Raw genomic sequence first — 25304 nt, 5'->3', positions numbered from 1 at the left:
GCGCGAGCGCTAGGATTCTTGCGAGTATCGTCCTGGTATGCGCACGACACTGCCGTCCAAGACCCGGGCCCGCCTGCTGCTCGCCGCGCCCTGGCTCGCGGCGCTCCTCTCGCCCTGCCCCGCATGGGCGGACGGCTCGTACTTCGCCACCTGCACCGGGTTCGACACCCAGTCCCAGCCCAGCACGGGCTGGGACTACAGCAGCGGCACGCCGACCATGACGATGACGACCACCACGGTCCAAATGCCCCGGTCCAGCAGCGGCCAAGGCCCGACGCCCGGGGCCGCCGAGCAGACGGCCCGCGCGGGCATGGGCGCGGCGCTCGGCGTGAGCTGCTCGGTCAGCGGCTTCGAGGACAACGCGCCCGGCTCCGGGGACTGATCCGCGCCAACAGGCCTCGCGCGGCCCGAAAACGCCGCTGGGCGCTCGGGCAGCTGCTGCCCGAGCGCCCAGCGGCGCACACCGTCGACTACGCGGCGGCGGTGATGTCGATCTTGACCTTCGAAACAAGGCCCGCGCCGAGGTCGACCTCGATCTCGTACTGGCCGAGGGAACGGATCTGGTGCGCGGCGAGCTGCACGTCGTCGGCGGCCACCTGCGCGCCTGCGGCGTTGGAGATGGCGGCCGCGACCTGCGCCGGGGTCACCGAGCCGAAGAGCTTGCCGGTCGTCCCCGCGCGCGCGGGGACGGACACCGAGCTGACCGAGGCGAGCTTCGCCTTCAGCTCCTCGGCGCGCGCCTTCGCCCGCGCGCTGCGCTGGGCCTCGACGGCCTTGATGGTCTCGGCCTGCTTCTGCGCGGACGCGGTGCCGGTGATCGCCAGCTTGCGGGGCAGCAGGAAGTTCCGGGCGTAGCCCTCTTTCACTTCCACGAGGTCGCCGGGCGCGCCGAGGCCCGCCACCTGCTTCGTCAAAATCAACTGCATGTCGTGCTCCTTGAAGTTCTTGGTCTCTGTGCTGTGTGTCGGTCGCGGCGGGCTCGGGCCCAGGCCGCAAACCGGATGGCTAGAACGGCGGCTCGTCGTCGCCCGCCGAGCGGGACGCGGCGTAGTCGTCGCCGGGGGGCGCGGAAGCCCACGGGTCGTCGTTGCCGTAGCCGCCGGAGCGGCTTCCGCCGCCACCGCCGCTGCTGCCGCCGCCTCGGGCCGCCCGGTTCACTTTCGCCGTCGAGTAGCGCAGCGAGGGGCCGATCTCGTCGACTTCGAGCTCGACGACGGTCCGCTTCTCGCCCTCGCGGGTCTCGTAGGAGCGCTGCTTGAGCCTGCCGGTCACGATGACCCTGGTGCCCCTGGCGAGCGACTCCGCCACGTTCTCGGCGGCCTCGCGCCAGATGTTGCAGCGCAAGAACAGCGCTTCGCCGTCCTTCCACTCATTGCTCTGGCGGTCGAAGGTCCTCGGCGTGGACGCGACGGTGAAGTTCGCGACGGCCGCCCCGGTCGGGGTGAACCTCAGCTCCGGATCGGCCGTCAAATTGCCGACCACGGTGATGACGGTGTCGCCTGCCATATCGCCCTCCTGGGGAGTTACTTGTCTTTGCGGAGCACTTTGGCGCGCAGGACGGTCTCGTTGATCCGCAGCTGGCGGTCCAACTCGGAGACAGTCGAGGACTGCGCCTTCAGGTCGACGACGGCGTAGATGCCCTCGGCGCGCTTGGCGATGGCGTACGCGAGCCGACGGCGGCCCCACACGTCGACCTTCTCGACGGCGCCGCCCTCTTCGCGAATGACACCAAGAAGCTTGTCCACCGCCGGGGCGACGGTACGCTCATCGATGTTCGGGTCGAGGATGAGCATGAGCTCGTATTGACGCATGAAACCCCATCACCTCCTACGGTCTAAACGAACCCGGCCGGACAAAACAGAGAAGAGATGGCCGGGTCAGGAGAATCTCATATGTTCGGTCGGCCAGTGTAGACCAGGGCGGGCCCTTCTGCCAACTCCGGCTCCGCGCCCCGGGCTTGCGCCAGGGCCCCGCCCGAGCGGTAGAGAGACTGGACCAGCGCGGCGCAGATCGCGACCAACGCCCCGTCGCGCAGGACGAGCAGCACGAGGTAGAGCCGCTCGACGGTGGGATCCCCGCCGCCGGAGAAGCCCTGGTAGAACCACCACTCGCGCATGAGCCAGTTCAAAAGCTCAAGGACCATCCAGCCGAGCAGCGCCCAGACGCGGGGGAACGCGAGCACCGCGAGCGGCACCAGCCACAGCGAGTACTGCGAGCTCCACACCTTGCTCGTGAGGAGGAACGCGGTGATCGTCAGGAACATCAGCTGCTCGAGGGTCGGCGCGCGGCGCGCGGTGAGCGCCACGGCGGCGATCCCGGCCAGGAGCAGCGCGAACGCGCCAAAGGAGACGAGGTTCGCCTTCTCGGGCGGCAGGAGCCCGACCGCGCCGTCCTGCAATCGGACGCGGACGTAGTCGAACACCAGGTAGATGAGCGAGCCCTCTTGGGCGGAGCGGTCCTTGTTGAACGTGAAGAACTCGGCCCAGCCGTCCCGGTAGAGATACGCGACCGGGAAGTTCACCGCGACCAGCGCCCCTGCCGCGGCGAGGAGCGCCTTGCCCCAGTCCCCCAGCCGCTTGTCCCGCCACGCGACCAAGAGCAGCGGGAAGAACAACAGGACCGGGAAGAGCTTGACCGCCGCGCCCAAGCCCGCCAGGAGCCCGACGAGCAGCGGCGCGTTCTTGCGCCAGGCGAGCAACGCCGCCATGAGGAACGCGACGCCGAGCCCGTCGAAGTTCGTGAAGGCCTGCACGAAGACCACCGGGCTGAGGGCCACGAGCCACACGTCCCACACCCGGTCCCCGGCGAGCTTCGCGCTCGCCCACACGACGACGAGCCAGGCCGCCGCGATCGCCAGCGCGCAGACCGCGAAAAAGACCAGCGCGGGCGCGAGGGGCGGCAGCGCCCCGTGCGCGGCTCCCGCCGACCACGCGTGCGCCGCGCCTGCGGCCGCGTATTGGAAATAGCCGAGCAGCACCGGGTACTCCATCCAATGCCCGTCCGGGCGGTGGTCGCGGTACGGCGCGAAGCCCTTGTCGAACCCCTCCGAGCCGTACAGCGGCACGATGTCGGTGTAGCAGGCGCGCGCGTACTCGTTGTGGCCGCCCCAGAGCACTTCGTACTGCCCCGGCTTCGTCTCGTGCTGCTCCAGGCAGGGGGCCTTCGAGCCGAAGCCGAGGAGCAGCCCGGCCACGGCGAGGAAGAGCAGCACGCGCAGCGGCGTGAAGAACGCCTGCCTGCCGACCGCGCCGTGCCAGCCGAACGGCCCGCCCGTCCATCGGGAGAGCTGGCCGAAGGCGGCGCTCTCCCATGTCGGGAGGACCCGGCCCCGAATCGTCGCGTCGTCCACCTCGGACGAAGGGCTGACGAAGGGGGCTCGGGTCACCCCGTCACTCTATAAGCACCGGCCTCAGTGGTGGCCGTGGTCGTCGCCGTACTGCTCGCTCCAGTCGTAGTCCGGCGGGTAGTCGCCGTCCTGGTACTTGGGCGGCAGCCCCTGGCCGAGGTCGGGGTTGGGGACGCCTGCGTCCAGGTCGGGGTCGTCGTCGCCGAGGTCGACGCTGTGGCAGTGCTTCCGGTCCATGTTGACGCCCCATTCCTCGTCCCACTGCTGGCCCGGACACCACTGCTGGTCTTGGCGCAGGGGCGGGGGAGCGGCGAGGGCCGGGGACGGGGCGGCGAGGGCGGCCCCGGAGAGGGCGGCCGCGAAGAGTGCCGCAGTGATGGTTTTCATGAGATGCGCCCTGCTTTCCTAGGAGGTGTCGCTGCTGGTCAGAGCGCGTGGAACGCCCCGCTCCATGCTACAGCCGATCATGCCGGGCCGTCCAGGCCTCTCCCGAGGCGGGGCGGAGGTCAGTTGTGCTGGCCCCGGTACGGCGAGCCGTAGTAGGGGTTGGCGTTGTAGGGATAGTGCTCGCCCCATGGATAGTTCGGCGGGTACTGCCCCGGCGGGTAGTCGGACGGCGGCCCGGGGTCGGGCGTGGGAGTCGGGTGCAGGTCGGTGTTGGCGTCGTTCGGCTTCGCGACGCCGTGGCAATGCGCCCTGTCCCAGTTGACCCCCCAAGTCATCGGCCACGGCTGGCCGGGGCACCACTGCCCGTCGCCGCCCGTCTCCTGCGGGGCGGCCGTCGCGAGCCCGGCGCAGGCGCAAGACCCGACGAGGCACGCCAAGACGAAGATCGAGCGCATGCCGTCCTGTCCTTCCCAACGCGGTTCGGCCACGTCGGAGAGCGGCGGCCGTCGAATTCGATACTACATCGAATGTCGATACCGCACAGGCTTCACATGTCGGGCTAGCGCGAGGCCCCGCGCTTGCTCTTCGCCCTGGCCTTCGGAACTCCGGTCACGTACGAGCGGATGAGGAAGTTCCACGAGCAGCCCCGGCAGACCTCCACGACGTGGACGGTGAACTCGCCCCTGGCGAGCGAGAGCTGGGCGAGCTCGTGCTCGCCCCTCGCGGAGCCGGAGGCCGGGCCGAGCGCGTCGCCGAACACCCACGACACGTGGGTCAGGTTTTCTTTCGCGCAGACCGGGCAGAGGGTCGTGCCCGCCTGGCCGTGGAATTTCGCGGCCAGGAGCAGGAAGCGGTCCGCGTCGCAAATCTCCTCCCGCGCCACCAAACCCGCCTGGTAGTCGGCAAGCCTCGCGCGCCGCTGGAGGCCGTACTCCACGACGTGCTGTTGGGGCTGGGCGAGCGATCGCATCTTTCTAGGGTATGCGAAAACCCCCGGTCGCGTCGGAAGCCGACGCGGCCGGGGGTTTTCTCAACGAGCCACCGCACCCGCCCAGGGCATGCGCAGAACCGTCCGGGTCGCGCCGGAAGCCGACGCGGCCGGGGGTTTTCTCAACGAGCCTGCGAGATCAATTAGATCCGCGGGGCGGGCTGCACAGGCGGAACGGGCGGAACCGGCTGCACGGGAACAGGCTGCGCAGGCGGGGCGGGCTGCACCGGCGGGGCCGACTGCGCGGGGCCGTCGCCGTCGCCGCCGTCATAGCCCCAGCCGCCGTGGCCGTGGTGGTGGTCCCAGCCGCCCTGGTCCCAGCCGCCGTGGTGGTGGCCCCAGCCGCCCTGGCCCGCGTCGCCGCCGTGGTGCCAGAACCAGAAGGCCGCCGCGATCCGGAACGCGACGAACAGGAAGATGAGCACCAGGCCGATCAGGAGCGAGATCTTCCCGAGCAGCTTGGTCTTCGCCGCCGCCTGCTCGGCGCCCTCGGCGTCGCCCGCCGACCACAGCGGGTACACCTTCCACGCGTTGGCGAACGCGCTGAACGCGAGGGGCCAGAAGAACACGACCGAGGCCACGGCCCAGCCGATGTTCGATTGCGGCAGATTTGTGGTCACATGGGTGACAGCACCCGGCGCAGGCTGTTCCTGCGGCTCGGGGGATTCAGAGGATTGGGTCATTGCGAGCCTCCTTGGACAGGGGTGTCATAACTCCGCTCATTGCGGACAACTACCAGGCTAGACTCAAAAACTCAGGGCAGCATAAGCCCCAGCTGCGTGATCGACGTCGAAATCCTGTCCAGTTCCTGTCGATCCGGATCGACCCGCCAGGCTCAGCGGACGGCCTCTTTGCCCCCCATGTCGGTGCGCCATGTTGGTCCGCCATCTTTCAGGTTGATTCTTACACGCACGAAATTGACAGCTATATCGGCGCGATATACCATCGAGATGGGTCAAACCAAAAAAACAAGCAGCAGGAAGGTCCGGACATGTTGGAGATGGCGATCCTCGGATTGCTCCATGACTCCCCCATGCACGGCTACGACCTGCGCAAGCACCTCAAGGAGCTGCTTGGACCGTTCCGGGCCTTCTCGTACGGGTCGCTGTACCCGGCGCTGCGGGGCCTTGAGGCGGAGGGTTTGATCTGCTCAGAGGACGGCACGCCGCCGCCCTCGGCCAAGGGCGCCAGGGCCGGCGCCGCCCCGGTCGGCACCAAGCGCGCCAAACGGGTCTACGAGATCACCCCGGAAGGGCGGGAGCGCTTCATCGAGATGGTGAGCGACACCGGCCCCCGGAACTACACGGACGACGGCTTCGGCCTTCGGTTGGCGTTTTTCCGCTTCACCACGCCCGAGGTGCGCATGCGCATCCTCGAGGGCCGTCGTCGGCAGGTCGAGCAGCGACGCGACACCCTGCGCGACACCTTGGCGAAAGCCACCGCCGGCCTGCGCCGGTACAGCGCCCAGCTGCAACAGCTGGCTCTGGAGTCCACTGAACGCGAAGTGGGATGGCTCAACGAGCTCATCGCCGCTGAGATCCGAGGAGAAAGCCACCAATCATGACCGAGAACGTGAACGCTGAGCACGTGAACGAAGTCCGGGTCGCCATCGTCGGCGTTGGCAACTGCGCCGCATCGCTGGTCCAGGGCGTGCACTACTACAAGGACGCCGACGAGAACGCGACCGTCCCCGGCCTGATGCATGTGAAGTTCGGCCCGTACCACGTGCGCGACGTGAAGTTCGTCGCCGCGTTCGACGTGGACGCGAAGAAGGTGGGCTTCGACCTCTCCGAGGCGATCTTCGCCAGCCAGAACAACACCATCAAGATCTCCGACGTGCCGCCGCTCGACGTGCCCGTCCTGCGCGGCCCCACCCTCGACGGACTCGGCAAGTACTACCAGATGACCATCGAAGAGGCGCCCGGCGAGGGCGTGGACGTGGTCGCCGCCCTCAAGGCCGCGAAGGTCGACGTGCTGGTCTCCTACCTGCCGGTGGGCTCCGAGGACGCGGACCGCTTCTACGCCCAGTGCGCCCTCGACGCCGGAGTCGCGTTCGTGAACGCCCTGCCCGTCTTCATCGCCTCCGACCCCGAGTGGGCCGCGAAGTTCGAGAAGGCAGGCGTGCCGATCGTCGGCGACGACATCAAGAGCCAGGTCGGAGCCACCATCACCCACCGCGTGATGGCCAAGCTCTTCGAGGACCGGGGCGTCGTCCTCGACCGCACGTACCAGCTCAACGTCGGCGGCAACATGGACTTCAAGAACATGCTCGAACGCGAGCGCCTCGAGTCCAAGAAGGTCTCCAAGACCCAGGCCGTCACCAGCAACCTGACGGGCTCCCTGGCGGGCAAGATCCACGACCGCAACGTCCACATCGGCCCCTCCGACTACGTCGAGTGGCTCGACGACCGCAAGTGGGCGTACGTGCGCCTCGAGGGCCGCGCCTTCGGCGACGTGCCGCTCAGCCTGGAGTACAAGCTGGAGGTCTGGGACTCGCCGAACTCGGCGGGCATCATCATCGACGCGGTCCGCGCCGCGAAGATCGCCCTCGACCGGGGCATCGGCGGCCCGGTCTACCCGGCCAGCGCGTACCTCATGAAGTCCCCCCCGCGCCAGCTCCCCGACGACGTCGCCCGCGCCCAGCTGGAGACGTTCATCTCCGGCGAGTAAGACGAGAAAACAGCTGTGGCCCCTGTCCGAACCCGGACAGGGGCCACAGCTGTTTCAAAAGACAGCTCCGCAAAAGACAACCTCGTCAGCCCGCCGCCCCGACGACTCGCACGGTGATGTTGAGCCGCCCCTCGACCAGGCCGCAACCGTGGGGCGCGGTGCGCGGGAACAGTTTCGGGACGCCGTGGTGGGCGAACCGCGAGGGCCCGCCGAACACGAACGCGTCGCCCGAGTCGAGCCGGACGTCCGTGTAGGGCCTGCCCCGGCCCTCGGCGTTGCCGAAGCGGAACACGCAGCTGTCGCCGACGCTGAACGAGACGACCGGATCGGCGGTCTGCTCCTCCTTGTCCTGGTGCATGCCCATGCTCGCGCCCTCTCGGTAGCGGTTGACGAGCGCCGCGTCCGGGCGGTAGCGCTCGGCGGCCTGCGCGCCGTGCGCGCTGTGGACGGCGGCCCGAGCGAGGCCGCCGAGCCAGTCGGGGAACGGCAGGACCCGCCTGCCGTTCACGTCGTCGGCGGTACGCGTGTACCGGTACGGCAGCCAGTGCCAGCCGAGGCAGACCGTCTCCACCGACATTCGGCCCCCGCCGGGGAGCGAGGGCGCCCGCGCCGGGACCGGGCCGCCCGCCCACTCCTCGAAGGCGGCGCCCAGCCGGACCTGATCGGACATCGGCAGCCAACCGGGAAGGTGGACGGCGCCAGGAGCGATCTCGTGCCGCGAAGGACGCTCGCCCATGACGGCGTCCGAACCAAAGAGCGTCACGTCGGGGCTTCCTTTCCCTCGTCCTTCCGCGAACTGCGAGCACAGAGCCGCGAAAACAAGGGTAGACCTGGCCCCGCAACGGCGACAGCCCCCGCGCGGGCTCGCGCGGGGGCTGTCGCTCTTCGACGGGTCAGTGTTCGACGGGCCGGCGGCGGTTGGGCAGGCGGGCCGCAGCGGTGGGGCGGCCGCCTCGCCTGAACAAAGCCGCCGCGATTGGCGCGGCTCTCCGGAGAGCCTTGCGATTCGCCGCTAGTGCGCTGCCAAGGAGGCGCCGCGTGCGTCACAGGCCGATATGGAACCAGACTCCGTTGTCGTCCCGGTCCCAGCCTCTGTCATGGTCCCTGTCGCGGTCCCAATCGCCGTCCCGGCGGTCCCAGTCCCTGTCGTGGTCCCAGTCCCGGCCGCCCCACTCGTCATGCCGGTGCCAGCCTCGGTCGTAGCGCCAGCGGTCGTCATGGCAGCGGCCCCAGTCCCAGTTGTGGCCCCACCGGTTGTCCCATTGCCAACCGGGGCACCAGCGGTAGTCCGGGGCGGGGCGGATGGTGTCCGAATGCGGGGCCGTCGGGGACGCTTGCGCCACAGCAGGCGCCATCAAGGCTCCGACCGGCGCGGCGACGGCGAAGAATAACGCGGCGATTTTGCTCTTCATCTCTGACTCCTTTGTGAGAGGTAAGGATGAATGTACGAGCCGAACATTGTGGTTTCGGTCACTGCGAGCTGTGAGTCGGCTGGTAATTCTGCCGCCGTTCGCGCACTAGTGCGCGCAGGGCTAGCCGTTCGCGCACTAGTGCGCGAAGTGCCTCCTCGGCTTCTGCCCGCCCTGGGCCAGCTCGCCCATCGCGGTCGAGATGCTCTTGACCAGCGCTTGGGCGAGTTCGCCGCTGAACCCCTCGCGAATGACGATCCGCAGCACCGAAAGCCCCTCCGCGCCGTCGGGCATCGGGTAGGCGGGCACCTGCCACCCCTCCGCGCGCAACGCGTGCGACAGCTCGTGGACGTCGAACCCCAGGTCGTCCGCCAGGGCGAACGCGACCACGGGGATCGCGGACCCGTCGGCGACCACCCGCACCCCCGGCAGCTTCCCGAGCTCGTCGGCGATCCATCGGGCGATGCGCTGCAACGCGCCCATGACCTTCGCGTAGCCCTCCCGCCCGAGCCGCAGGAAGTTGTAGTACTGCCCGATCACCTGGTTGCCGGGCCGGGAGAAGTTGAGCGTGAACGTCGGCATGTCCCCGCCGAGGTAGGAGACCCGGAAGACCAGCTCCTCGGGCAGCCGGCCCCGATCCCGCCACACCACGAACCCGACCCCGGGGTAGGTGAGCCCGTACTTGTGCCCGGAGACGTTGATCGACGCGACCCTCGGCAGCCGGAAGTCCCAGCGCAGCTCCGGGTGCAGGAAGGGCGCGACGAAACCGCCGCTCGCCGCGTCGACGTGGATGTCGACGTCCGGGCCGCCCGAGGCCGCGAGCGCGTCGAGGGCCTCGGCGATCTCCGCGACCGGCTCGAACTCCCCGGTGAAGGTGGTGCCGAGGATCGCGACGACGCCGATGGTGTTCTCGTCCACCGCGCCGACGACCTGCTCGGCGGTGATGGTGTAGCGGTCGGGGGCCATCGGCAGGTACCGGGGCTCCACGTCGAAGTAGCGGCAGAACTTCTCCCACACCACCTGCACGTTCGACCCGAGGACCAGGTTCGGCCGCGACGTGTCCTTGCCCGCCGCCTGCCGGGCGAGGCGCCACCGCCATTTCAGGGCGAGGCCGCCGAGCATCACGGCCTCGCTGGACCCGATGGTGGACACCCCGGTCGCGCTCGCCGCGTCGGCGGGGTCGAGCCCCGGTGCGTGGAAGAGGTCGGCGACCATGGACACGCACCGCGTCTCGATGGCGGCGGTCGCGGGGTACTCGTCCTTGTCGATCATGTTCTTGTCGAATGCCTCGGCCATGAGCGACCGGGCCTGCGGCTCCATCCACGTGCTCACGAACGTCGCGAGGTTCAACCGGGAGGAGCCGTCGAGCATGAGCTCGTCATGGATGTGCCGGGCCACGTCGTCGGCTTCGATGCTCGTGTCGCCGAGCCGCGCGGGCGCGTTGAACTGCAAGTCGAGCCGACTGGTGTACGCGGGGTCTGCGCTCATGGCTCTGCTCCTCTGCTCGAATCAGGTCTGCTCGAAACCGGTCAGGCGACCTCGACGCCGTCCTCGCGGGGCAAGATCTGGAATTCCGCCCCGGCAGGGCCGTATTGGGCGTAGCGGTCGGTGTACAGCTGCGGGAAACGCTCCGTCTCGGCGTGCACCGGCACCGCGAGGCGCGCGTTCACCGCGCGCAGGAAGTCGATCCCGTTGGCGAGGGTCATCCACGGGCCGCCCGTCGGCACCGCGAGCACCTGCGGGCTGGTCTCGGGCACATGCAGGGCGTCGCCGGGGTGGTAGAAGAGGTCGGGCTCGGACTCGTCGCCGAAGATGAAGCCGAGGTTGTCCACCACGGGGACGTCCGGGACGAGGACCGCGTGCTTGCCGCCCACCACGCGCACTGTGAGCGCGCCCGCCACGAACGAGTCGCCCGGCGCGACCTGCTGCCAGCTGCCGCCGAGGATCGCCTGGGTCTGCGCGTCCGTGACGAGCGAGGCCTGTGGGTTGAGCTCCAGAAGCGGCGCGAGCCTGGCCTGGTCCACATGGTCGGCGTGCTGATGGGTGACGAGGACCGCGTCGAGCCCCGAAATCCCCTCGAAGCCGTGCGAGAAGGAGCCCGGATCGATGAGGACTTTCGTCCCGGCGTGCTCGACGAGGACGCAGGACTGGCCGAAATGGGCGAGGCGCATGATCCCCACCCTACTCGCGACGGCCCCGCCCGCAACCGGTCATTCGCTCACTCGCAGCTGCTGGGCGCCTGCTGGTCTCCGGCGAACCGGGCGGCGAGCCAGTCGAGCACATCTTTGTCGTCCTCGACGCCGTGGCCTTGGCCCGGCCGCACGATCTCCTGCACGCGAAGGCCGAGCTTGCAGCCCTGCTGCACCGCCTCCTTGACCCATTCGGGCCGGACCAGCTCGTCGTTCGCGCCCTGCACCACCAGGAGCGGCCCGTCCCCCGCTGTCTTCGGCAGCTCGATCTCTTCGAGCCAGCTACGGAGCTTCGCCTGCGCCTCCGGCGTGGCGGGCACGGCGTCGGACGGGGCGATCTGGGCGGTGAGCTCGGCCCGGCGCCCCAGATTTTCCGGCGCGCAGGAGGTGAAGGCCTCGTGGTTGTCGAGCAGGGCCCCGGAGAGGAAGTCCTCCCACTTGCCTTCGGGGTGTTTCGCGAGATAGCCGGCGATCAGCGCGGGGAACACCGACTCTTGGCCCTTGCTCAGCTGGCCCGCCAGCGCCGCGTCCAGGAACTCCGTGTCCTGCACGGCGGGGGCGAGCGCCACGGCCCCGACGAACTGGAACGACTTCCCGTACTCCTTCGCGTGCTCCAACGCGGCCCACGCGGCCTGCCCGCCCTGGGAGTGGCCGAGGGCCGCCCATTTGTTGGAGTGCTGGGGGACGAGCTGGCGCGCGGCGGCGACCGCGTCGATCAGGTTGTACGCGGCGGTCTTCGGGTCGAGGAACGGGTGCGTCCCCGAGCCGGAGAGCCCCTGGTAGTCGCTCATCACGACGAGGTAGCCCGCTTTCACCAAGGGGACGATCCGCGCCGAGATGCTGGCGAGCTCGGGGTGCTCGGCGGGGCCGCAGCCCGCCGCCGTGCCGGTCAGGCCGTGGCCGACGGTGACGATGGGCCAGCCGCCCTCCGGCGCGGGGCCCGCGGGCGTGAGGACCACGGCGCCGACGTCGGTCGCCGAGCCGTCGATCCCCGAGGTGGAGCGGTACCGGATGAGCGTCGCGTCCGCGCCGGGGGGCAGGAGGCCCTTCCACGCGGCAGCGGCCGCGTCGGCGGGGAGCTTCGTGCCGGGCGGCAGGCTCGCCAACGGGGTCGTCGTGGTCGTCGCCGTGACGGGCGGGGCGGGGCGGGGCGGCGGCGAAGCAGGCTTGCTCTCCTCGCACGCGGTGAGGACGCCGCTCGCCACAATGGCCAACGGGGCCGCTGAGGCCACACATCTGCTCGCGAACCGACGCCAGGCTTTTCGCACGTCCAACAGTGTAGAGCCTCTGCGCCTGCCCGTTCGAGTTGCTACCCTGGCGGTCGTGCCCGCCCGAGCCAGCTCCGTCCGCCTCTCGTCGGTCTGGGTGTTCACCGCCGTGCTGCTGGTGTTCGTCGTCTTCGCCGAGCAGGTGTCCGGGGCGTTCGAGGCGCACCCCGCGCTGTCGACGGCGGCCACTGTGTTCTCCGGAATCTTCGTCCAGGCGGTCCCTTTCGTCGCATTGGGCGTGGTGGTGAGCGCGTTGATCGCGGCGCTGCTGCCGGGCGACCGGCTGCGCGAGCTGCTCCCCGCTCGGCAGAACGCGCGGGTGCTGGCGGCGGGCCTCGCCGGGATCGGGCTGCCCGCCTGCGAGTGCGCGTCCGCGCCGATCGCGGGGCGGATGCTCGCCTCGGGGACGGGGCGAGGCGCCGCGATCGCGTTCTTGCTCGCCGCCCCCGCCATCAACCCCGTGGTGATCGCGGCGACGCTGGTGGCGTTCCCCGACCGCCCGCAGATGGCCCTGGCCAGGTTCGGGGCCTCTCTCCTCGTTGCGTGGCTGGTCGGGCTCGCTTTCGTGAAGAAGGACGCGGACGGGCAGCCCGCGCACGGGGCCGCGCGCGACGGGCACGACCACGGCGGCGGGGGCTCGCGCCTCGACCGGTTCCTCGAGGCGGCCCAGGCCGACCTGCTCTCGTCGGGTTCGTTCCTCGTGGTCGGAGCCGGATTCGCGGCGGTCGCCCACGTCCTCGTCCCCGCCTCGTGGCTCGTGGCGCTCGGCGGGAACCTCGTCCCTGCGGTGGCGGCGATGGCCGTGTTCGCGGTGGTGCTCTCGGTCTGCTCGGAGGCGGACGCGTTCGTCGCGGCGAGCTTCACCACGATGCCGTCGACCGCGCAGCTGGTGTTCCTGGTGGTGAGCCCGATGGTGGACCTCAAACTCGTCGCGATGCACGTGGGGCTGTTCGGGGCGAAATTCACGCTGCGCCTCGACGCGGTCGTCTTCGCGACGGCGGTCGCGCTGGCGACCGCGACGGGCCTCGTGGTGTTCGGGGGAGGTCGGTGACGATGCGGCGCGAGACCCAGCACCTGATCCTGCTGCTCGTCGGCGGCGCCCTGGTCAAGATCTCGCTCAACGGGATGTACGCGCGGTATGTGAAGCCCTCGATGGGGCCGTGGCTCACGGCGGCGGGGGCGGCGGCCGTCGTGTTGGCCGTGGCGCTCATCGTGCGCAGCTTCCGCTCGGGCCCGCAGCGCGAGCCTGCCCACGGGCACCAGCACTCGACCCGCATGGGGTGGCTCTTGATGGTCCCGGCGCTGGTGCTGCTCTTCGCGCCGCCGCCGGTCTTGACGGTGGACCAGCGTCCCGCGATCGCCGAGACAGCCGCGTCCGACGCGCACGACTTCCCCCCGCTGCCGCCCGGCAGGCCACAGCTGAAGCTGCTGGACCTGGTCGGCCGCGCGATCAACGCGCCGGGGACGCTGGACGGCGCGTCGGTCACGCTCGTCGGATTCGTCCGCAAGCTTCCCGACGGGCTGTACTTGGCGAGGGTGTTCATCTGGTGCTGCGTCGCGGACGCGCGCGCGGCGGTGGTCAAGCTCGACCTCCCGGCCGGCTCCGGGGCAAGCCTCGCGGCGCAGGACTTGGCGGACAAGCAATGGGTCCGCGTGGTCGGGACGTACGTGCCCGGCAGCGTCCGGGAAGACCCGGACAACGTCCCGACGGTCCGCGTCGTCGACGTCGAGCCCGTCCCCGCCCCGCAGGACCCCTACGAGCATTGACCCTCCGGCCACCCGTCCAGCACGGAGCCGTCCAGCGAACACACAGGTGAGCCGGGTACCGTAGCGGGCTATGCAGCCTAGAGCAACGACGCATAGAGCAGTGACAGCAGTGATCGTGGCCGCCGCCGCGGGCGGACTGGCGACAGCCCCCGCGCAGGCCGACCGGGCGGGCGTCTGCGCGGGCCTCGACGGCCTGTGGTCCGACCGCAGCGAGTTCATCCAGATCACCGGGCGCGCGGCGTGCGAGCTGACCCCCGAGTCGTCGGGCAGCTCGCTGCTGCAGCTGCAGTTCGAGTATCCGTCCGACGTGGCGGACGACCCGGCGGCGAGCAAACAGCTGGCGACGTACATCAGCACGCGGATCAAGCACTACCAGGGGCAGATCGCGGGAGACCAGAGCGAGGTCGCCGTCGGCGTCACCTACGAGGAGCAGCCTGCGGGCACCGCGCGGACGGTCGTCTTCACGGAGGCCGCGTTCACCAAGGGGAGCAGGCAGCCGGTGACGCAGAAGCTCACGCAGACCTTCACGCTGTCCTCGTCCTCCTCCCCCGTGGTCGTCGTCCAGCCCGACAACCCCGCGCCCGTGCCGCCCGACGGCTCCGCGCTGACCTCGACGACGGTGCAGGCTCCGACGGCCACCGCCACTCCCGAGACGACCGCTCCGACGAGCCTCACCCCTCCTGTCGCCACCACCCCTCCGGGGACCACTGTGCCGAAGCCGACCGCGCCCGCGCCGACCACAGGCGTCACGCCGTTCCGGCCGTTGGCGCCCGCGCAGCGCTGACCGGCATGCGCCTGCTCGTCTGCGCGCTGCTCGCGGCGGGGGCGTTCGGCGGGCTCGCGGCCGCCCCGGCCTCCGCCGACCAGGCAGGCGTGTGCGCGGCGGCGGGCGGGACGTGGCGCGAGCATGGCCAGTACCCGCGCCAGACCCAGGAGCCGCGCTGCGAGTTCCAAGAGAACCTGTCCGCCGACCGGGCGATCAGCTACAGCAGCCCGGTGCCGGAGGACCTGCTCGGCGACGCGTGGGCCGAGTCCCAGCTCGCCGCGTTCATCAAGGGGCGGGTCTCGGCGCTGCGCTCGTCGATCTCCTCGGCGCCGCAGAGCCTGGCCTCCGCCGACATCTTCGAGCACCAGAAGCACCAGCACTCCGCCTCGGTGCAGAGCCTCGTGTTCCACGAGCTGGCCGACCTGGGGGGCGCGCACCCCAACGACGCGTATCTGACGATGACGTTCGACTTGGCCGAGCACCGCAGGCTCGCGATCGGGGACGTGTTCAAAGCCGGGACGAACCTGCAGAGCGCCATCACCCCGCTGGTGCTGCGATACGCCCCAAAGAACGCCCGCCTCGACCAGCTCTCCATCGGCAACGGCTACAACACGGGAACGTACACGACGTTCGCGTTGACCCCGACGGAGCTGGTCGTCTACCTCCCCGAGGAGCGCGTCGGCCCGGTGAACGCGGGGGCGTTCACGACCCATATCCCGCTCGCCGCGTTCGGGGACACCCTCCGGCCCGAATACCGATAAACCCAGTATCGGTAAACCCAGTATCGGTAAACCCAGCACCGCTGAGCCCGGCGCCTGCGGCTACCCGTCGATCGGGCACACCGTGCCCGGCGCGGGCAGCCGCAGGGCGGTCAAATACTCCTCGACTCCCCGGTTCAAACACCCCTCGGCGACGTCCTGTCCGAGGTATTGCGCGTGGCCGGGGCGCGCGGTGCTCAAAAGGACCCCCGTCTTGGTCGCGGCGACGAACGCCTCCGCCCAGCTGTGCGGGGTGTTCGGGTCGTGCAGGCCGCTCACGACGAGCAGCGGGGCGGAGCCGGTCGCGTCGATGGAGGCCGCGGGCCGCGCGGGCTCGGGCCATCCCGCGCAGTCGAGGAGGCCGGGGAAGCTCTGGTTCGCGAACGAGGCGCCGAAGATCGGGCTGCGCTCGGACCATTCGCCCGCGAGGCGGGCCGCCGTCGCCGCGTCGACGCGCAGGGCGGCGGGCTGGTCGTCGCACCAGACGGCCCGGAGCGCGCTGGCCCCCGGCAGGCTCGGCGGCTTCGGCGGAGCCGGGGGCAGGCCGTCGAGGGCGCGGACCAGGACGTCGGCGAGCTGCGGCCACTGCTCGTAGCGGCGGAGCTTGCCGAAAATGTCGCGCACGTCGACCGCGCGCGGGTTCCGCGCGACGAGCGCGGCGAGGCGGGGGCGCAGGTCCGCGAGCCGCGCGGCCTGCGGACTGCGCGCGGCCCACGTGGCGAACTGGTCGAAGACCTCGTCCGACGAGGCGACGACCCCGTCGAAGAACTCTGCCCTCGGGCGGGTGAAGTCCACCGGCGAGTCGAGCGCCATGGCCCGCACCGCGCCGGGGTAGAGGTGCGCGTACACCGCGCCGAGGAACGTGCCGTAGGAGAAGCCGAGGTAGCTGATCTGCGGGGCGCCGAGCGCGCGCCGCACGGACTCCATGTCGCGGGCGGCCTCCTCCGTGCCGTCGTGCGCGGCGGCCGGGCCGAGCGCCGCGACGCAGCCCTGGTTGACGGCGCGCTGCGCCGCCTCGGCCCGCTCCGCCGCGCCGGGCTGGCGCAGGTCGGGCAGTGCGGCGAGCCGGTCGATCGCCGCCGCGTCCACACAGAGGGCCTGCCCCGAGCGGCCGGTCCCGCGCGGGTCGAAGCCGATGACGTCGAACCGGTCTGCCACCTCGGGCGGCATCTCGGCCGCGAGATGCGGGCCGGTGGACAGCCCCGGCGAGCCCGGCCCGCCGGGGTTCACGAAGAGCGGCCCGAGCGGGTCGTGCGCCGCCTTGGCGCGGGTGCGGGAGATCGCGACCGCGATCCTCCTCCCGTCGGGGCGGCCGTAGTCGAGCGGGACCGCGACACTGGCGCAGTCCAGCACGAAGCGCTCCCCCGGCTGGGCGACCCCCTCCCCGCACGGCCCCCACGCGACGGGTTCCGGGTCGAACGGCGCAGGCTCGGGCTGGGCCGCCTGCGGCGGGCGCGGCGGCGGTGGAGCAGGCGGCACGGCGCAGGCCGCGCCGCTGAGCAGCACGGCGGCGAACGCCGCAGCCCTGCGGAGCCGGGTTCGGACCTTCATCGCGACCAATCCTCCTCGACCGAGACGCCGACCGGGGTCCCCGGCTCCAGCCGCTGCGCCAGCTCGCGGCCCACCTGGACCTCGACCACGCACTCCTCGACGCGGCACAGCGCCCGCAGGCCCTCCCCGTGCGAGACGACGCCGACGACCTCGCCCCGGTACCGCGCCGGGGCCCCGGGGTCGAGCACCACCGAGGCCGCCGTCGGCGGGAACAACGCGGAGCCGACCCGGTTCAGCCCCACGAGCCGGGCCGCGAACTCGGTGGCCGGGTCTGCCGCGAGCCCCTCGGGGCCGGTCGTCTGCGCCACCCGGCCCGCGTCGAGGACCACGACGACGTCCGCGAGCGTCGCCACATCGGCGTAGTCGTGCGTCACCAAGACGCAGGTCTGCCCGGCGAGCAGCCCGCGCGCAAGTGCCCGCAGCTCGGCGGCGGCGGGCACGTCCACCGCCGCGAACGGCTCGTCCAACAGCAGCACGTCCGGCTCGGCGGCGAGCGCCTGCGCCAGCGCGACGCGCTGCGCCTGCCCGCCGGAGAGCTCGTGCGGGCGGCGCCGTGCCCATTCGGACGCGCCGACCCTCGCCAGCCACTGGCGCGCCAGCGCCCGCGACCGCGCCGCGCCCAGCCCCGCGACCCTCGGGGCGAACGCCACATTGTCCAGCACGTCCAGATGCTCGAACAGCACGGCCCGCTGCGCGAGGAGCGCGACCTTGCGCCGCCACACCGGCAGGGCGGCCACATCGCGCCCCCCGACCAGCACCCGGCCCCGCGTCGGGCGCAGCGAGCCCGAGACCATCGCGAGCAGGCTCGACTTGCCCGCGCCGTTCGGCCCGACCACGGCGGCGCACCCCCCGGCGGGGACCTCGAACGCGGCCTCGACGCCCCGGCCCTCGTGCGCCACGTCGACCGCCAGCGCGGACGCGGCGCTCATGCGACCGGGTCCTGTCCGGGGCGACTGCGCCCCGCCCACAGCGTGACCAGCACCAGCCCGACCGCGACGGCGAGGAACGCCAAGGAGAGCGCCTGCGCGGCGGCCGGGTCGACCTCCTGCTCCAGGTACACCTCCAACGGCAAGGTCCGGGTGACCCCCTGGAAGCTGCCCGCGAACGTCAGCGTCGCGCCGAACTCCCCGAGCGCGCGGGCAAAGGCGAGAGCCGTCGCGGAGACAATCGCGAGGCGCATCCTCGGCAGCGTCACCCGCCACAGCACCTGCCACGGGCTCGCGCCGAGCGCGGCGGCGGCGCGCTCGGGCGCCTCGCCCGCCGCCGTGAGCGCGCCCGCGAACGCGAGCGCGAAGAACGGCAGCGCCACGAAGGCCTGCGCGAGGACGACCGCCGTGGTCGAGAACGCGATCTGGACCCCCATGCCGTCGAGCCACCGCCCGACCAGGCCCCGCCTGCCGAACGCCGACAACAACGCCATGCCCCCGACCACCGGCGGCAGAGTCAGCGGCACCAGCAGCGCCCCGCGCAGGACGCCTTTGCCCGGCAGGGCGGAGCGCGCCAGCGCCAACGCGAGCGGCGCGCCCACCAGCACCACCAGCGCGGTGGCGCAGACCGTGGTGGCCAGCGACAGCCGCAGCGCCTCCCGGGCGGCCGACGAGCGCGCCAGCGCGGGCAGCGCCGCGAGCGGGACGCCGCGCGGCAGGCACAGCACCGGCAGGGTGACCAGCGCGAGGCCCAACGCGGCGGGCAGGAGCAGCGGCGCGGGCGCGCCCGCGTGCTCACGGCGCGCCAAAGCCCGCCTTCGCCAACGCCTCCTGGCCCTGCGGGCCGAGCACCAGGCCCACGAACTGCCGCGCCGCCTCGGCGCGGGATTGCTCCTGTGCTTGGGAGAGCACCGCGATGGGGTACTTCGTCGCGAGCGAGTCCCCCTCCGGGATCGGCACCGTCGTCGCCCGCTCCCCCGCCGCGCTCGCGTCCGTGCTGTACACCAGGCCCGCGTCCGCCTCGCCCGAAGTCACCTTCGTCAGCACGGCGGTGACCGAGGGCTCCTGGCTCTTCGCCGGGACCGCCACCCCCGCCTGGGCCTCGACGCGCCCGGCCAGCGCCCCGCAGGGCACCTGCGGCGCGCAGACCACCACCGACAGCGCGGGGTCCGCGAGGTCCGCGAGCCGCGCGATATGTTTCGGGTTGCCCGGCGCGGTGGCGATCACCAAATGGTTCGACGCGAACAGCCGCACGTCGCGGACCAGGCCCTTCTGTTGGGCGTGCGCCATGTTCGCCTCGTCGGCGGAAGCGAGCACATCCCCCTTCGCGCCCTGGTCGAGCTGCGCGACAAGCGTGGGCGACCCGGCGAAGGTGAACGTCACGCGCGTCCCCGGGTGCTGCGCCTCGAACTGCGCGCCGAGCTCGGTGAACACCCTCTGCAGCGACGCGGCGGCGAACACCGTGATGCTCGTCCCCGCCGGGGCCTGCGCGGGCGAGCAGGAGGCGAGGGCGGCCACGGCGACGACCGAGGACGCGGCTGCTCTCCACGCGTTCGGCATGGCTTCGAGTCTAGAGCCTGCCGGTGATGTCGGCTTCGGTCATGCCCCCGTTGCGCAGGCAGTGCGCGATGTCGAGGAGCTGGCTCTGGTACGGGTCGCCCAGCGCGAGCAGCATCGCGCGCAGGCGCCAGGTGAGGTTGCGGTGGTTCTCGTACTCGCCACGGGTCGGGGGCAGCTCGCCCGGCTTGGCCGCCACGCGGCCCTCCAGGCGCGCGAGCAGCTCCAGCCCGTCGATCTCGTGCGAGCGCAGCTCGCCCTGCGCGGCCTCGCGGGCGGTGCGGAACTCCGCGCTGTTCACGTCCGCGCCGCTGTTCGCCAGCGCCCCGTACAACGGCCCCCACACCGGCCCCTGCGTGTACGCGGAGGTGCTCGACACGCCCTCCCGCGCCAGCGCGGCGACCACAGACGGGGCCTTCTCCTTCGCCACCGAGCCCACCGCCGACGCGAGCACCGGGCTCGCGAGCTGCAACGGATGCGTCATCTCGCCCCTCCTACCAGTTCGCCGAGCCGCCGCCGCGCTCTTCGCGCAGGTACTGGTCCAGCTCCTGTTTCCACCGGGCGTTCGTCAACTGCGGCTTCTGCGCGCGCTCCGCCGACTTGCGGTACCACTCGGCCTCCTTCGCGGGCAGGCCCGTCGGGTCGTACAGGCCGTCCGGGGCCAAGCGCGCCACATCCGTCGCGTGCCGCAACGGGTCCTTCGCCTTGACCTCCAGCTCCTCCGAGGAAAGCGTCTGCGCGTCCGCCACCGCGGCCTGCGGCACGTTCGCCTCGTAGCCGGGGCGGCCCTCCCAATACGACTCCACCGGGTGCAGCAGGCGCAGCAAGCCGTCCACCGTCTCCGCGTCCGGCTCCGCAAGGAAGCAGACCGCGACCAGCCGCCACGAGGCGTCCCCGTCCAGGCCGCTCTCCAGCAGCCACCGCGCCAGGCCCCGCGCGAGCAGGCCCGTGTCGGTCACATGGTCCGTCGCGGCCGGGGCCGTCGAGCGGTCCAGGATCCGCGTGCCCTCCGGCAATCGCATCGCCGGGTCGATCTCGCCCAGCCAGCCCGTCGTGGTCACCCGCGCCGCCACCGGGCGGAACACCCCCGACTGCGGGTTCGGCGCCACACGCATGTCCTCGAACAAGAACACCAACCCGTCCAGGCCCGTGTGCTGGAACGGCGGCTGGGGCACCCAGCCCCAGGTCACCCCGTCCGCGAGGAAGCCCGCGCGCCGCGCGCCCTCCACGGTGCCGCCCGTGACGATCCAGCTCGCGAGCTGAGGCGCGCCCGCCGCCGGGTGCGTCGAGGCAATCATGCCCTCCAAACCCGAGAACGCCGAGGCCACCTTCGCCGTCTCCCCGTGCGCGGACTGCAACGCCGTCGGCGACAAGTCCGTCACCTTCGCCGTGCCCAACGCCTGGTTCTGCTGGTCCAAATGCCGCCCCGTGCCCGAAGCCCCGCCAGCGGTGTCGCCCTTCATCGCGTCGCGGAGCGCGCCCTGCTGCGCCGACTGCGAATGCGTCGCCGCACCAGCAGCGCCAGCGCCCGCACCAGCGCCGCCACGGCTCAAACCAGAGCCCTGCTGCGAACCCGAACCAGACGACGAGCCCGAGCCCGACGACTTCTCCACCGCCGACGCGCCCTGCGCGCCAGTCCGAGAAGCCTCCCCGCCACCACCAGGACCGCCGCCGATGCCGCCAATACGCGCAGGACCGCCGCCAGCACCACCAGCAGCAGGACCGCCACCGATGCCGCCAATAGACGGAGCGCCTATGCCCCCGCGACCGCCGCCCTCGGCGCCACTGATCTTCGAGGCCTCAGCATGCCCAGCTCCCGCATGCTCCGCGAGCGCCGCGCCCGACTGAAGACCGGTCGAAGCACCACCAGCACCCGAGCCACCGCCTTTACCGCCAGCGCCACCACCGGAACCACCGCCGGAACCACCGCCTTGACCACCAGCACCGCCAGAACCACCGCCGCCGCCTTGCTGAGCCGCTGCTTGTTGCAGATCAGCCTGGCTCTCAGCCTTGTTTGCCTGCTGAAAATTAGATGTGCTCTCAGCCTTGTTTGCCTGCTGAAAATTAGATGTGCTCTCAGCCTTGTTTGCCTGCTGAAAATTAGCAGGAGCACTCTCATTCCTGCTTACCTGCTGGAAGAGGTTGGTGTCACCTTGAGCCAAGGCTTGCTTCTGGAAATCTGCATCCCCGGAACTAATAGATACAGGGGTATACAGACTCCCCGTGTACAGGCCGTCGTTAAAGCCTTTCATATCGGACTGCTGGCTTTCAGCTGACTTCCCCGCTTGGCCCTTGATCTTCGAGATCTGCGCCTCAAGCTCGGCCTGCGAGTCCGTGACCCCAAAAAAATCCTTAAACTGGCTAGCTAAACTTTGGTTTGCCTGCGCCTTCTGCAGTTGAGCGATCTGCGCCAGAGCATCGGTCGCCGTCTTCGATATCTGCCCACGAGCGTCTTTCACATTAGACGCAGTCATCTTCTCAAAACCGGCCTGGCTCTTCATCTGACCGAGCCAGTTCTCTTTGAGCGAGAGGTATTTCTGCTGCTCCTCGGTGACCCCCTGCTCGGAGTCCGAGCCCGACACCGCCTGCTTCTTCAAACCATAGACATCCGAGTCGATCAGATCAAGCAGGCTCTGGATGCCCCCCAGCAGGCCTTTTTTCAGATCAGCCTCTTGCGCCAAGACGGCCTCGTCCGCATCAGGCCAATGCGGCTTGATGACATCATTCAGAATGCCGAAATCAGGTTGCGGTGCAGCCATTATAAATACCCTCCTACCTAATGGTCACATAACCGGAATGATGAATAATTAGCCAGTCGCGCTACAAACATCACTCAGTTTATCTTTCGCATGTCCAAAATCACTCGCAGCAGGATTCAGTTTATCATTATGCTGCTGTTCGGTTATTGCAGTCGAAAAAGATTTGATTGTTTTTAAATAATTATTCGCCGCATCAAATATATCGACAGAGACACCCTTCCCGACAATACCATCCAATGCTGGAAAAGCTTGCTCGAATTCCTTTTCCACACGAGAAACAACATCACCCAAATCGGAATCCGTGTACGACCAGCCGTCACGATTGGAGGTGATCTTCCAGAATGAGCTCAATGCATTGCTCAAGCCCCTAGTTTTCAACAAAACCTGGTGGCAAAGTTCTTTCGAGTCGTTAATTGGACCGACGCTCGCAGGACCTGGGCTAGAGCCGCTGGAGGAAGCCACCGCCGCGCCCCCCTGTTGAATGATGGTCGTCGTGCCGCCACCACTGCCGCCCCGGTTGCAGCCAGCGGCCCCGAACGCCGTCAGCCCAGCCAGACCAAGCACAGCCGCCTTCGCGACAACCTTCATACCCTGCTCCTTAGCTTTCTCAGTCAATTCTCGGACCTGCAGTTTCACGCCTCCAGTCGCCCAATCGGGCGCACTGCCAAACGATCCCCATCAGTATACGCACCACATCAACACCCCGCACCCCCAGCCTCCAAGCGACCAATGCCTGGGCGGAAATCACCCAGTAGCATTACAATCGCTTGTCAGCGCATCTTTAGCATGCCCGAAATTACTTGCAGCAGAATTGAGAGCACTGGAATCTTGCTGCTCAGTTATGGCATTAGAAAATATCTTTAGCGTTCTCAGGTAATTTTCCGAAGAATCCGCAATTTTACCCGAAGCACCCTTCCCGACGATGCCATCTATAGATGGAAACACTTGCTCCGACTCTTTCGCTACCCGTGAAACAGCATCCGACACATCGAGGTCTGTGTCCGACCATCCGCTACGGCCTGCGACAACCTTCCAAAACGCCTGCACCGCATTGCTTAAGCCTCTTGTTTTCACCAAAACTTGATGGCAGAGCTCTTTCGGATCGTTGATTGGAGTAACGCCCGCAGTAGCTCCGCTGGAGCTACTGGGAGAAGTGGCGATTGCGGCACCAGCAGCGCCCTGCTGGACGACAGTCGTCGCGCTGCCAGCCCCGCCGCCCCGGTTGCAGCCCGTCACACCAACCGCCGCAAGCCCGGCCAGACCAAGCACAGCCGCCTTCGCGACAACCTTCATACTCTGCTCCAACCCCGCACCGCGCACGCTAGACCTCGACCGGCCCGCCCTGCGTCGCGGCAGGAGTCCGGAACACATCGCCATTCAGTCCCCCTTGGGTCGAGGCAGGAGTCGTAAAGCTCCCACCGCCAAGTCCGCCTTGAGTCGACGTAGGAGTCTGGAAGTTCGCACCGCCCTGGGTCGAAGCGGGAGTCCGGAACTCCGCAGTGGTGGCCCCGCCCTGGGTCGCGGCAGGAGCCTGAAAGCCCCCGGGTATGTCCTTGTTGAGATCCTTCAAGGCCGTGCTGTTGTCACCCTCGGTGCCCTCGTACTTCTGATGCGCCTCTTTCGAGGAGTCCGCCGTCTTCTGCGTCCGGTCTCCCGTCGCCTTGCTGTGCTGGTCGGAGTCCTGCTTGGCCTGCGCCGACTGCTGCTGCAGGTTGCCGTTGATATTGTCCGAGCCCGCTGCGGCGTGGTAGCGCTCGGTAGACTCCTGCCACTGCTTGACCAATTCGTCCAACAAAGTCTTCAACGACTCGTGCTTGGGACTGACCTCCGCCAGCAAGTCCATATAGACGTTCGTGCGGCCCCCGCCCGCGAGGTCCCCGCTCCCGGATTTGATTGTGCTCATCTCGTCCCGCTCCTTGTACGATCTCCGGTCCCCACCGCGCGAGGCCTCCTGCACAAGTATATGGGTCCGTCAACCCCCTCGCGCGACAACCGCCATCGGATACCGCGCCGTCCTCACCGGCCCCGCTATCACCGCTCGGCGGACTCCCGGTCCTTCCAGAACGTCAGGCCGCCCTGTGCCATCTTCTCGGCGAAATCCGCGCGCGCGGCGGCGGCGGCCCTCACGACCGCCTCGCCGAGCCTGGACCCCGGCGCGCTCCACACCCGCTCCCCCAGTTCCAGGGCGAACGCCGAGGCCATCGAGACGGTCACGGTGACCTGCGGGTTGTGGGGGTCGTCCTTGCCGACGCCCTGCACCGTGGACGGGTCGAAGGCCTGCAGCTGGCGGACCACCTCGGCGTAGCGCTCGCGCGACTCGGCCGCCTCGTTGGTCATCCACGACTCGGTCACCCGCAGCTTGTCCGGGTTCAGATCCGACAGCTCCCCGACCTCGGCCTTGATCCGCTCGGCCGCCGCCTTCTCGTCCGCGCGGAACTGGTCCTCGGGCTTCACCGGCCCGCCCTGCTCGGCCTTGCGCTGGCGGATGTACTCGTCCACCGAGTCCGGGCGCTCCCACTCGGGCAGGTCCCAGTACTCGTCGTAGTACTGGTTCTCCAGCGAGGCGCTCTTGGGCTTGGACTCGTGCATCGCGTCCACGACGGCCTGCCCGTAGCCGCCCATCGCGGCGTGCACCGCCGTCTCGACGATCCGGGCCAGCGCGACATGGCCCAGCGGCTCGTTGCGCGGCCCCCGCACCAGCTCGAACTCGTCCGCGAGCGCGTCCCATGCCAGCCGCACGTCGAGCAGCCTGCGCTCGTGCCCGACGGTGACCGAGACCCGCCTGCACGCCGACTCGCCGCCCACGCGCAGCTTCGGCAGCTCCTCGTCGAGGATGCGGATTCGCTCCTCCAGCGGTTTCGGCGTCCTCGCGGGCGGCAGATTCTCTTGTGAAGCCGTCATCCCTCATCCTCCGGCGATCTTCCTCAGACTCGCTCGTATCCTACCCGCACGGCGCTCCTCCG

General features: G+C 69.9%; 31 protein-coding genes. 8 read left to right on the top strand and 23 right to left on the bottom strand.

What is annotated here, in order from left to right:
* Positions 1-37: 37 nt before the first annotated feature.
* A complete protein-coding gene (locus ACRC20_RS13905; protein ID WP_438686978.1) occupies positions 38-382 on the top strand; it encodes a hypothetical protein in 345 nt (114 codons plus the stop codon).
* An 88-nt stretch (positions 383-470) separates the two neighbouring features.
* Here ACRC20_RS13905 and rplI read toward each other — a convergent pair whose 3' ends face one another.
* From rplI to ACRC20_RS13865, 8 genes are all read right to left on the bottom strand, one after another.
* The gene (gene rplI, locus ACRC20_RS13900) at positions 471-926 is read right to left on the bottom strand and encodes a 50S ribosomal protein L9 (protein WP_438686977.1); all 456 of its coding nucleotides are present in this window, start codon (positions 924-926) and stop codon (positions 471-473) included.
* 79 nt (positions 927-1005) lie between these two features.
* On the bottom strand, positions 1006-1506 hold the full coding sequence (locus tag ACRC20_RS13895; RefSeq protein ID WP_438686976.1) for a single-stranded DNA-binding protein: 501 nt from the start codon (positions 1504-1506) through the stop codon (positions 1006-1008).
* Between the two features lie 17 nt (positions 1507-1523).
* A complete protein-coding gene (gene rpsF, locus ACRC20_RS13890; protein WP_438686975.1) occupies positions 1524-1811 on the bottom strand; it encodes a 30S ribosomal protein S6 in 288 nt (95 codons plus the stop codon).
* 77 nt (positions 1812-1888) lie between these two features.
* Positions 1889-3385: a glycosyltransferase family 87 protein gene (locus tag ACRC20_RS13885; RefSeq protein WP_438686974.1), complete on the bottom strand. Its 1497-nt coding sequence runs from the start codon at positions 3383-3385 to the stop codon at positions 1889-1891.
* Positions 3386-3409: 24 nt separating this feature from the next.
* On the bottom strand, positions 3410-3733 hold the full coding sequence (locus ACRC20_RS13880) for a hypothetical protein (RefSeq protein WP_438686973.1): 324 nt from the start codon (positions 3731-3733) through the stop codon (positions 3410-3412).
* Positions 3734-3852: 119 nt separating this feature from the next.
* Positions 3853-4188, bottom strand: coding sequence for a hypothetical protein (locus tag ACRC20_RS13875; protein WP_438686972.1), 336 nt, complete (start codon positions 4186-4188; stop codon positions 3853-3855).
* Between the two features lie 104 nt (positions 4189-4292).
* Positions 4293-4703 carry a DUF5318 family protein gene (locus ACRC20_RS13870; RefSeq protein ID WP_438686971.1) on the bottom strand — a complete coding sequence of 137 codons (411 nt, stop codon included), beginning with the start codon at positions 4701-4703 and terminating at the stop codon, positions 4293-4295.
* A gap of 161 nt (positions 4704-4864) precedes the next feature.
* Complete coding sequence (locus ACRC20_RS13865) at positions 4865-5404, bottom strand: CD225/dispanin family protein (RefSeq protein WP_438686970.1); 540 nt, start codon at positions 5402-5404, stop codon at positions 4865-4867.
* A gap of 308 nt (positions 5405-5712) precedes the next feature.
* Here ACRC20_RS13865 and ACRC20_RS13860 point away from each other — a divergent pair, with 308 nt between their 5' ends.
* Positions 5713-6285 (top strand): PadR family transcriptional regulator, encoded by a 573-nt coding sequence (locus ACRC20_RS13860; protein ID WP_438686969.1) that lies wholly within the window; start codon positions 5713-5715, stop codon positions 6283-6285.
* Complete coding sequence (locus tag ACRC20_RS13855; RefSeq protein WP_438686968.1) at positions 6282-7391, top strand: inositol-3-phosphate synthase; 1110 nt, start codon at positions 6282-6284, stop codon at positions 7389-7391. Before ACRC20_RS13860 ends, ACRC20_RS13855 begins: the two co-directional genes overlap by 4 nt.
* An 85-nt stretch (positions 7392-7476) precedes the next feature.
* Here the strand turns inward: ACRC20_RS13855 and ACRC20_RS13850 are convergent, their stop codons facing one another.
* From ACRC20_RS13850 to ACRC20_RS13830, 5 genes are all read right to left on the bottom strand, one after another.
* Positions 7477-8127 (bottom strand): alpha-ketoglutarate-dependent dioxygenase AlkB family protein, encoded by a 651-nt coding sequence (locus tag ACRC20_RS13850; protein WP_438686994.1) that lies wholly within the window; start codon positions 8125-8127, stop codon positions 7477-7479.
* 307 nt (positions 8128-8434) lie between these two features.
* On the bottom strand, positions 8435-8803 hold the full coding sequence (locus ACRC20_RS13845) for a hypothetical protein (RefSeq protein WP_438686967.1): 369 nt from the start codon (positions 8801-8803) through the stop codon (positions 8435-8437).
* 135 nt (positions 8804-8938) lie between these two features.
* Entirely contained in the window at positions 8939-10288 is a 1350-nt protein-coding gene (locus ACRC20_RS13840; protein WP_438686966.1) for a glutamate decarboxylase, read from the bottom strand.
* 41 nt (positions 10289-10329) lie between these two features.
* Positions 10330-10971: an MBL fold metallo-hydrolase gene (locus ACRC20_RS13835; RefSeq protein WP_438686965.1), complete on the bottom strand. Its 642-nt coding sequence runs from the start codon at positions 10969-10971 to the stop codon at positions 10330-10332.
* 47 nt (positions 10972-11018) lie between these two features.
* Positions 11019-12221 (bottom strand): alpha/beta hydrolase family protein, encoded by a 1203-nt coding sequence (locus ACRC20_RS13830; RefSeq protein ID WP_438686964.1) that lies wholly within the window; start codon positions 12219-12221, stop codon positions 11019-11021.
* A gap of 91 nt (positions 12222-12312) precedes the next feature.
* Between ACRC20_RS13830 and ACRC20_RS13825 the strand changes: the two genes are divergently transcribed.
* The 4 genes from ACRC20_RS13825 (at position 12313) to ACRC20_RS13810 (ending at position 15551) form a co-directional block, all read left to right on the top strand.
* Complete coding sequence (locus ACRC20_RS13825) at positions 12313-13308, top strand: permease (RefSeq protein WP_438686963.1); 996 nt, start codon at positions 12313-12315, stop codon at positions 13306-13308.
* 2 nt (positions 13309-13310) lie between these two features.
* A complete protein-coding gene (locus ACRC20_RS13820; RefSeq protein WP_438686993.1) occupies positions 13311-14024 on the top strand; it encodes a TIGR03943 family putative permease subunit in 714 nt (237 codons plus the stop codon).
* A 100-nt stretch (positions 14025-14124) separates the two neighbouring features.
* Positions 14125-14808 (top strand): hypothetical protein, encoded by a 684-nt coding sequence (locus tag ACRC20_RS13815; protein WP_438686962.1) that lies wholly within the window; start codon positions 14125-14127, stop codon positions 14806-14808.
* Positions 14809-14813: 5 nt separating this feature from the next.
* On the top strand, positions 14814-15551 hold the full coding sequence (locus tag ACRC20_RS13810) for an RsiV family protein (protein WP_438686961.1): 738 nt from the start codon (positions 14814-14816) through the stop codon (positions 15549-15551).
* A 60-nt stretch (positions 15552-15611) separates the two neighbouring features.
* On the opposite strand, the gene ACRC20_RS13805 is transcribed toward ACRC20_RS13810, so the two are convergent.
* The 6 genes from ACRC20_RS13805 to ACRC20_RS13780 are packed head-to-tail and all read right to left on the bottom strand — an operon-like array spanning position 15612 to position 21195.
* Entirely contained in the window at positions 15612-17099 is a 1488-nt protein-coding gene (locus ACRC20_RS13805) for an alpha/beta fold hydrolase (protein ID WP_438686960.1), read from the bottom strand.
* Entirely contained in the window at positions 17096-18028 is a 933-nt protein-coding gene (locus ACRC20_RS13800; protein ID WP_438686959.1) for an ABC transporter ATP-binding protein, read from the bottom strand. The genes ACRC20_RS13805 and ACRC20_RS13800 overlap by 4 nt, the downstream gene beginning before the upstream one ends.
* Positions 18025-18834: a molybdate ABC transporter permease subunit gene (gene modB, locus ACRC20_RS13795; protein ID WP_438686958.1), complete on the bottom strand. Its 810-nt coding sequence runs from the start codon at positions 18832-18834 to the stop codon at positions 18025-18027. Before modB ends, ACRC20_RS13800 begins: the two co-directional genes overlap by 4 nt.
* Positions 18821-19585, bottom strand: coding sequence for a molybdate ABC transporter substrate-binding protein (modA, locus tag ACRC20_RS13790; RefSeq protein WP_438686957.1), 765 nt, complete (start codon positions 19583-19585; stop codon positions 18821-18823). Before modA ends, modB begins: the two co-directional genes overlap by 14 nt.
* 10 nt (positions 19586-19595) lie before the next feature.
* Positions 19596-20066, bottom strand: a complete 471-nt coding sequence (locus ACRC20_RS13785) for a hypothetical protein (RefSeq protein ID WP_438686956.1) — start codon at positions 20064-20066, stop codon at positions 19596-19598.
* Between the two features lie 10 nt (positions 20067-20076).
* Positions 20077-21195 (bottom strand): hypothetical protein, encoded by a 1119-nt coding sequence (locus ACRC20_RS13780; protein WP_438686955.1) that lies wholly within the window; start codon positions 21193-21195, stop codon positions 20077-20079.
* 192 nt (positions 21196-21387) lie between these two features.
* Here ACRC20_RS13780 and ACRC20_RS13775 point away from each other — a divergent pair, with 192 nt between their 5' ends.
* Positions 21388-21858 (top strand): hypothetical protein, encoded by a 471-nt coding sequence (locus ACRC20_RS13775; protein WP_438686954.1) that lies wholly within the window; start codon positions 21388-21390, stop codon positions 21856-21858.
* Between the two features lie 531 nt (positions 21859-22389).
* On the opposite strand, the gene ACRC20_RS13770 is transcribed toward ACRC20_RS13775, so the two are convergent.
* From ACRC20_RS13770 to ACRC20_RS13755, 4 genes are all read right to left on the bottom strand, one after another.
* A complete protein-coding gene (locus ACRC20_RS13770) occupies positions 22390-22929 on the bottom strand; it encodes a hypothetical protein (RefSeq protein WP_438686953.1) in 540 nt (179 codons plus the stop codon).
* 156 nt (positions 22930-23085) lie between these two features.
* Entirely contained in the window at positions 23086-23634 is a 549-nt protein-coding gene (locus ACRC20_RS13765) for a hypothetical protein (RefSeq protein WP_438686952.1), read from the bottom strand.
* A 28-nt stretch (positions 23635-23662) separates the two neighbouring features.
* Positions 23663-24244: a hypothetical protein gene (locus ACRC20_RS13760; protein ID WP_438686951.1), complete on the bottom strand. Its 582-nt coding sequence runs from the start codon at positions 24242-24244 to the stop codon at positions 23663-23665.
* A 128-nt stretch (positions 24245-24372) separates the two neighbouring features.
* Positions 24373-25242, bottom strand: coding sequence for a hypothetical protein (locus tag ACRC20_RS13755; protein WP_438686950.1), 870 nt, complete (start codon positions 25240-25242; stop codon positions 24373-24375).
* Between the last annotated feature and the right edge of the window lie 62 nt (positions 25243-25304).

This window comes from Segniliparus sp. (genome assembly GCF_051660745.1).
Classification (GTDB): Bacteria; Actinomycetota; Actinomycetes; order Mycobacteriales; family Mycobacteriaceae; genus Segniliparus.
This window is presented reverse-complemented; position numbering and strand designations above follow the sequence as displayed.

Bases quoted from the DNA above. Each gene is read 5' to 3' on its own strand.
- ACRC20_RS13905 (WP_438686978.1), top strand. From the start codon at position 38: ATGCGCACGACACTGCCGTCCAAGACCCGGGCCCGCCTGCTGCTCGCC.
- rplI (WP_438686977.1), bottom strand. From the start codon at position 926: ATGCAGTTGATTTTGACGAAGCAGGTGGCGGGCCTCGGCGCGCCCGGC.
- ACRC20_RS13895 (WP_438686976.1), bottom strand. From the start codon at position 1,506: ATGGCAGGCGACACCGTCATCACCGTGGTCGGCAATTTGACGGCCGAT.
- rpsF (WP_438686975.1), bottom strand. From the start codon at position 1,811: ATGCGTCAATACGAGCTCATGCTCATCCTCGACCCGAACATCGATGAG.
- ACRC20_RS13880 (WP_438686973.1), bottom strand. From the start codon at position 3,733: ATGAAAACCATCACTGCGGCACTCTTCGCGGCCGCCCTCTCCGGGGCC.
- ACRC20_RS13875 (WP_438686972.1), bottom strand. From the start codon at position 4,188: ATGCGCTCGATCTTCGTCTTGGCGTGCCTCGTCGGGTCTTGCGCCTGC.
- ACRC20_RS13870 (WP_438686971.1), bottom strand. From the start codon at position 4,703: ATGCGATCGCTCGCCCAGCCCCAACAGCACGTCGTGGAGTACGGCCTC.
- ACRC20_RS13865 (WP_438686970.1), bottom strand. From the start codon at position 5,404: ATGACCCAATCCTCTGAATCCCCCGAGCCGCAGGAACAGCCTGCGCCG.
- ACRC20_RS13860 (WP_438686969.1), top strand. From the start codon at position 5,713: ATGTTGGAGATGGCGATCCTCGGATTGCTCCATGACTCCCCCATGCAC.
- ACRC20_RS13855 (WP_438686968.1), top strand. From the start codon at position 6,282: ATGACCGAGAACGTGAACGCTGAGCACGTGAACGAAGTCCGGGTCGCC.
- ACRC20_RS13850 (WP_438686994.1), bottom strand. From the start codon at position 8,127: ATGGGCGAGCGTCCTTCGCGGCACGAGATCGCTCCTGGCGCCGTCCAC.
- ACRC20_RS13845 (WP_438686967.1), bottom strand. From the start codon at position 8,803: ATGAAGAGCAAAATCGCCGCGTTATTCTTCGCCGTCGCCGCGCCGGTC.
- ACRC20_RS13840 (WP_438686966.1), bottom strand. From the start codon at position 10,288: ATGAGCGCAGACCCCGCGTACACCAGTCGGCTCGACTTGCAGTTCAAC.
- ACRC20_RS13835 (WP_438686965.1), bottom strand. From the start codon at position 10,971: ATGCGCCTCGCCCATTTCGGCCAGTCCTGCGTCCTCGTCGAGCACGCC.
- ACRC20_RS13820 (WP_438686993.1), top strand. From the start codon at position 13,311: ATGCGGCGCGAGACCCAGCACCTGATCCTGCTGCTCGTCGGCGGCGCC.
- ACRC20_RS13810 (WP_438686961.1), top strand. From the start codon at position 14,814: ATGCGCCTGCTCGTCTGCGCGCTGCTCGCGGCGGGGGCGTTCGGCGGG.
- ACRC20_RS13805 (WP_438686960.1), bottom strand. From the start codon at position 17,099: ATGAAGGTCCGAACCCGGCTCCGCAGGGCTGCGGCGTTCGCCGCCGTG.
- ACRC20_RS13800 (WP_438686959.1), bottom strand. From the start codon at position 18,028: ATGAGCGCCGCGTCCGCGCTGGCGGTCGACGTGGCGCACGAGGGCCGG.
- modA (WP_438686957.1), bottom strand. From the start codon at position 19,585: ATGCCGAACGCGTGGAGAGCAGCCGCGTCCTCGGTCGTCGCCGTGGCC.
- ACRC20_RS13785 (WP_438686956.1), bottom strand. From the start codon at position 20,066: ATGACGCATCCGTTGCAGCTCGCGAGCCCGGTGCTCGCGTCGGCGGTG.
- ACRC20_RS13775 (WP_438686954.1), top strand. From the start codon at position 21,388: ATGCCCAGCTCCCGCATGCTCCGCGAGCGCCGCGCCCGACTGAAGACC.
- ACRC20_RS13770 (WP_438686953.1), bottom strand. From the start codon at position 22,929: ATGAAGGTTGTCGCGAAGGCGGCTGTGCTTGGTCTGGCTGGGCTGACG.
- ACRC20_RS13765 (WP_438686952.1), bottom strand. From the start codon at position 23,634: ATGAAGGTTGTCGCGAAGGCGGCTGTGCTTGGTCTGGCCGGGCTTGCG.
- ACRC20_RS13760 (WP_438686951.1), bottom strand. From the start codon at position 24,244: ATGAGCACAATCAAATCCGGGAGCGGGGACCTCGCGGGCGGGGGCCGC.
- ACRC20_RS13755 (WP_438686950.1), bottom strand. From the start codon at position 25,242: ATGACGGCTTCACAAGAGAATCTGCCGCCCGCGAGGACGCCGAAACCG.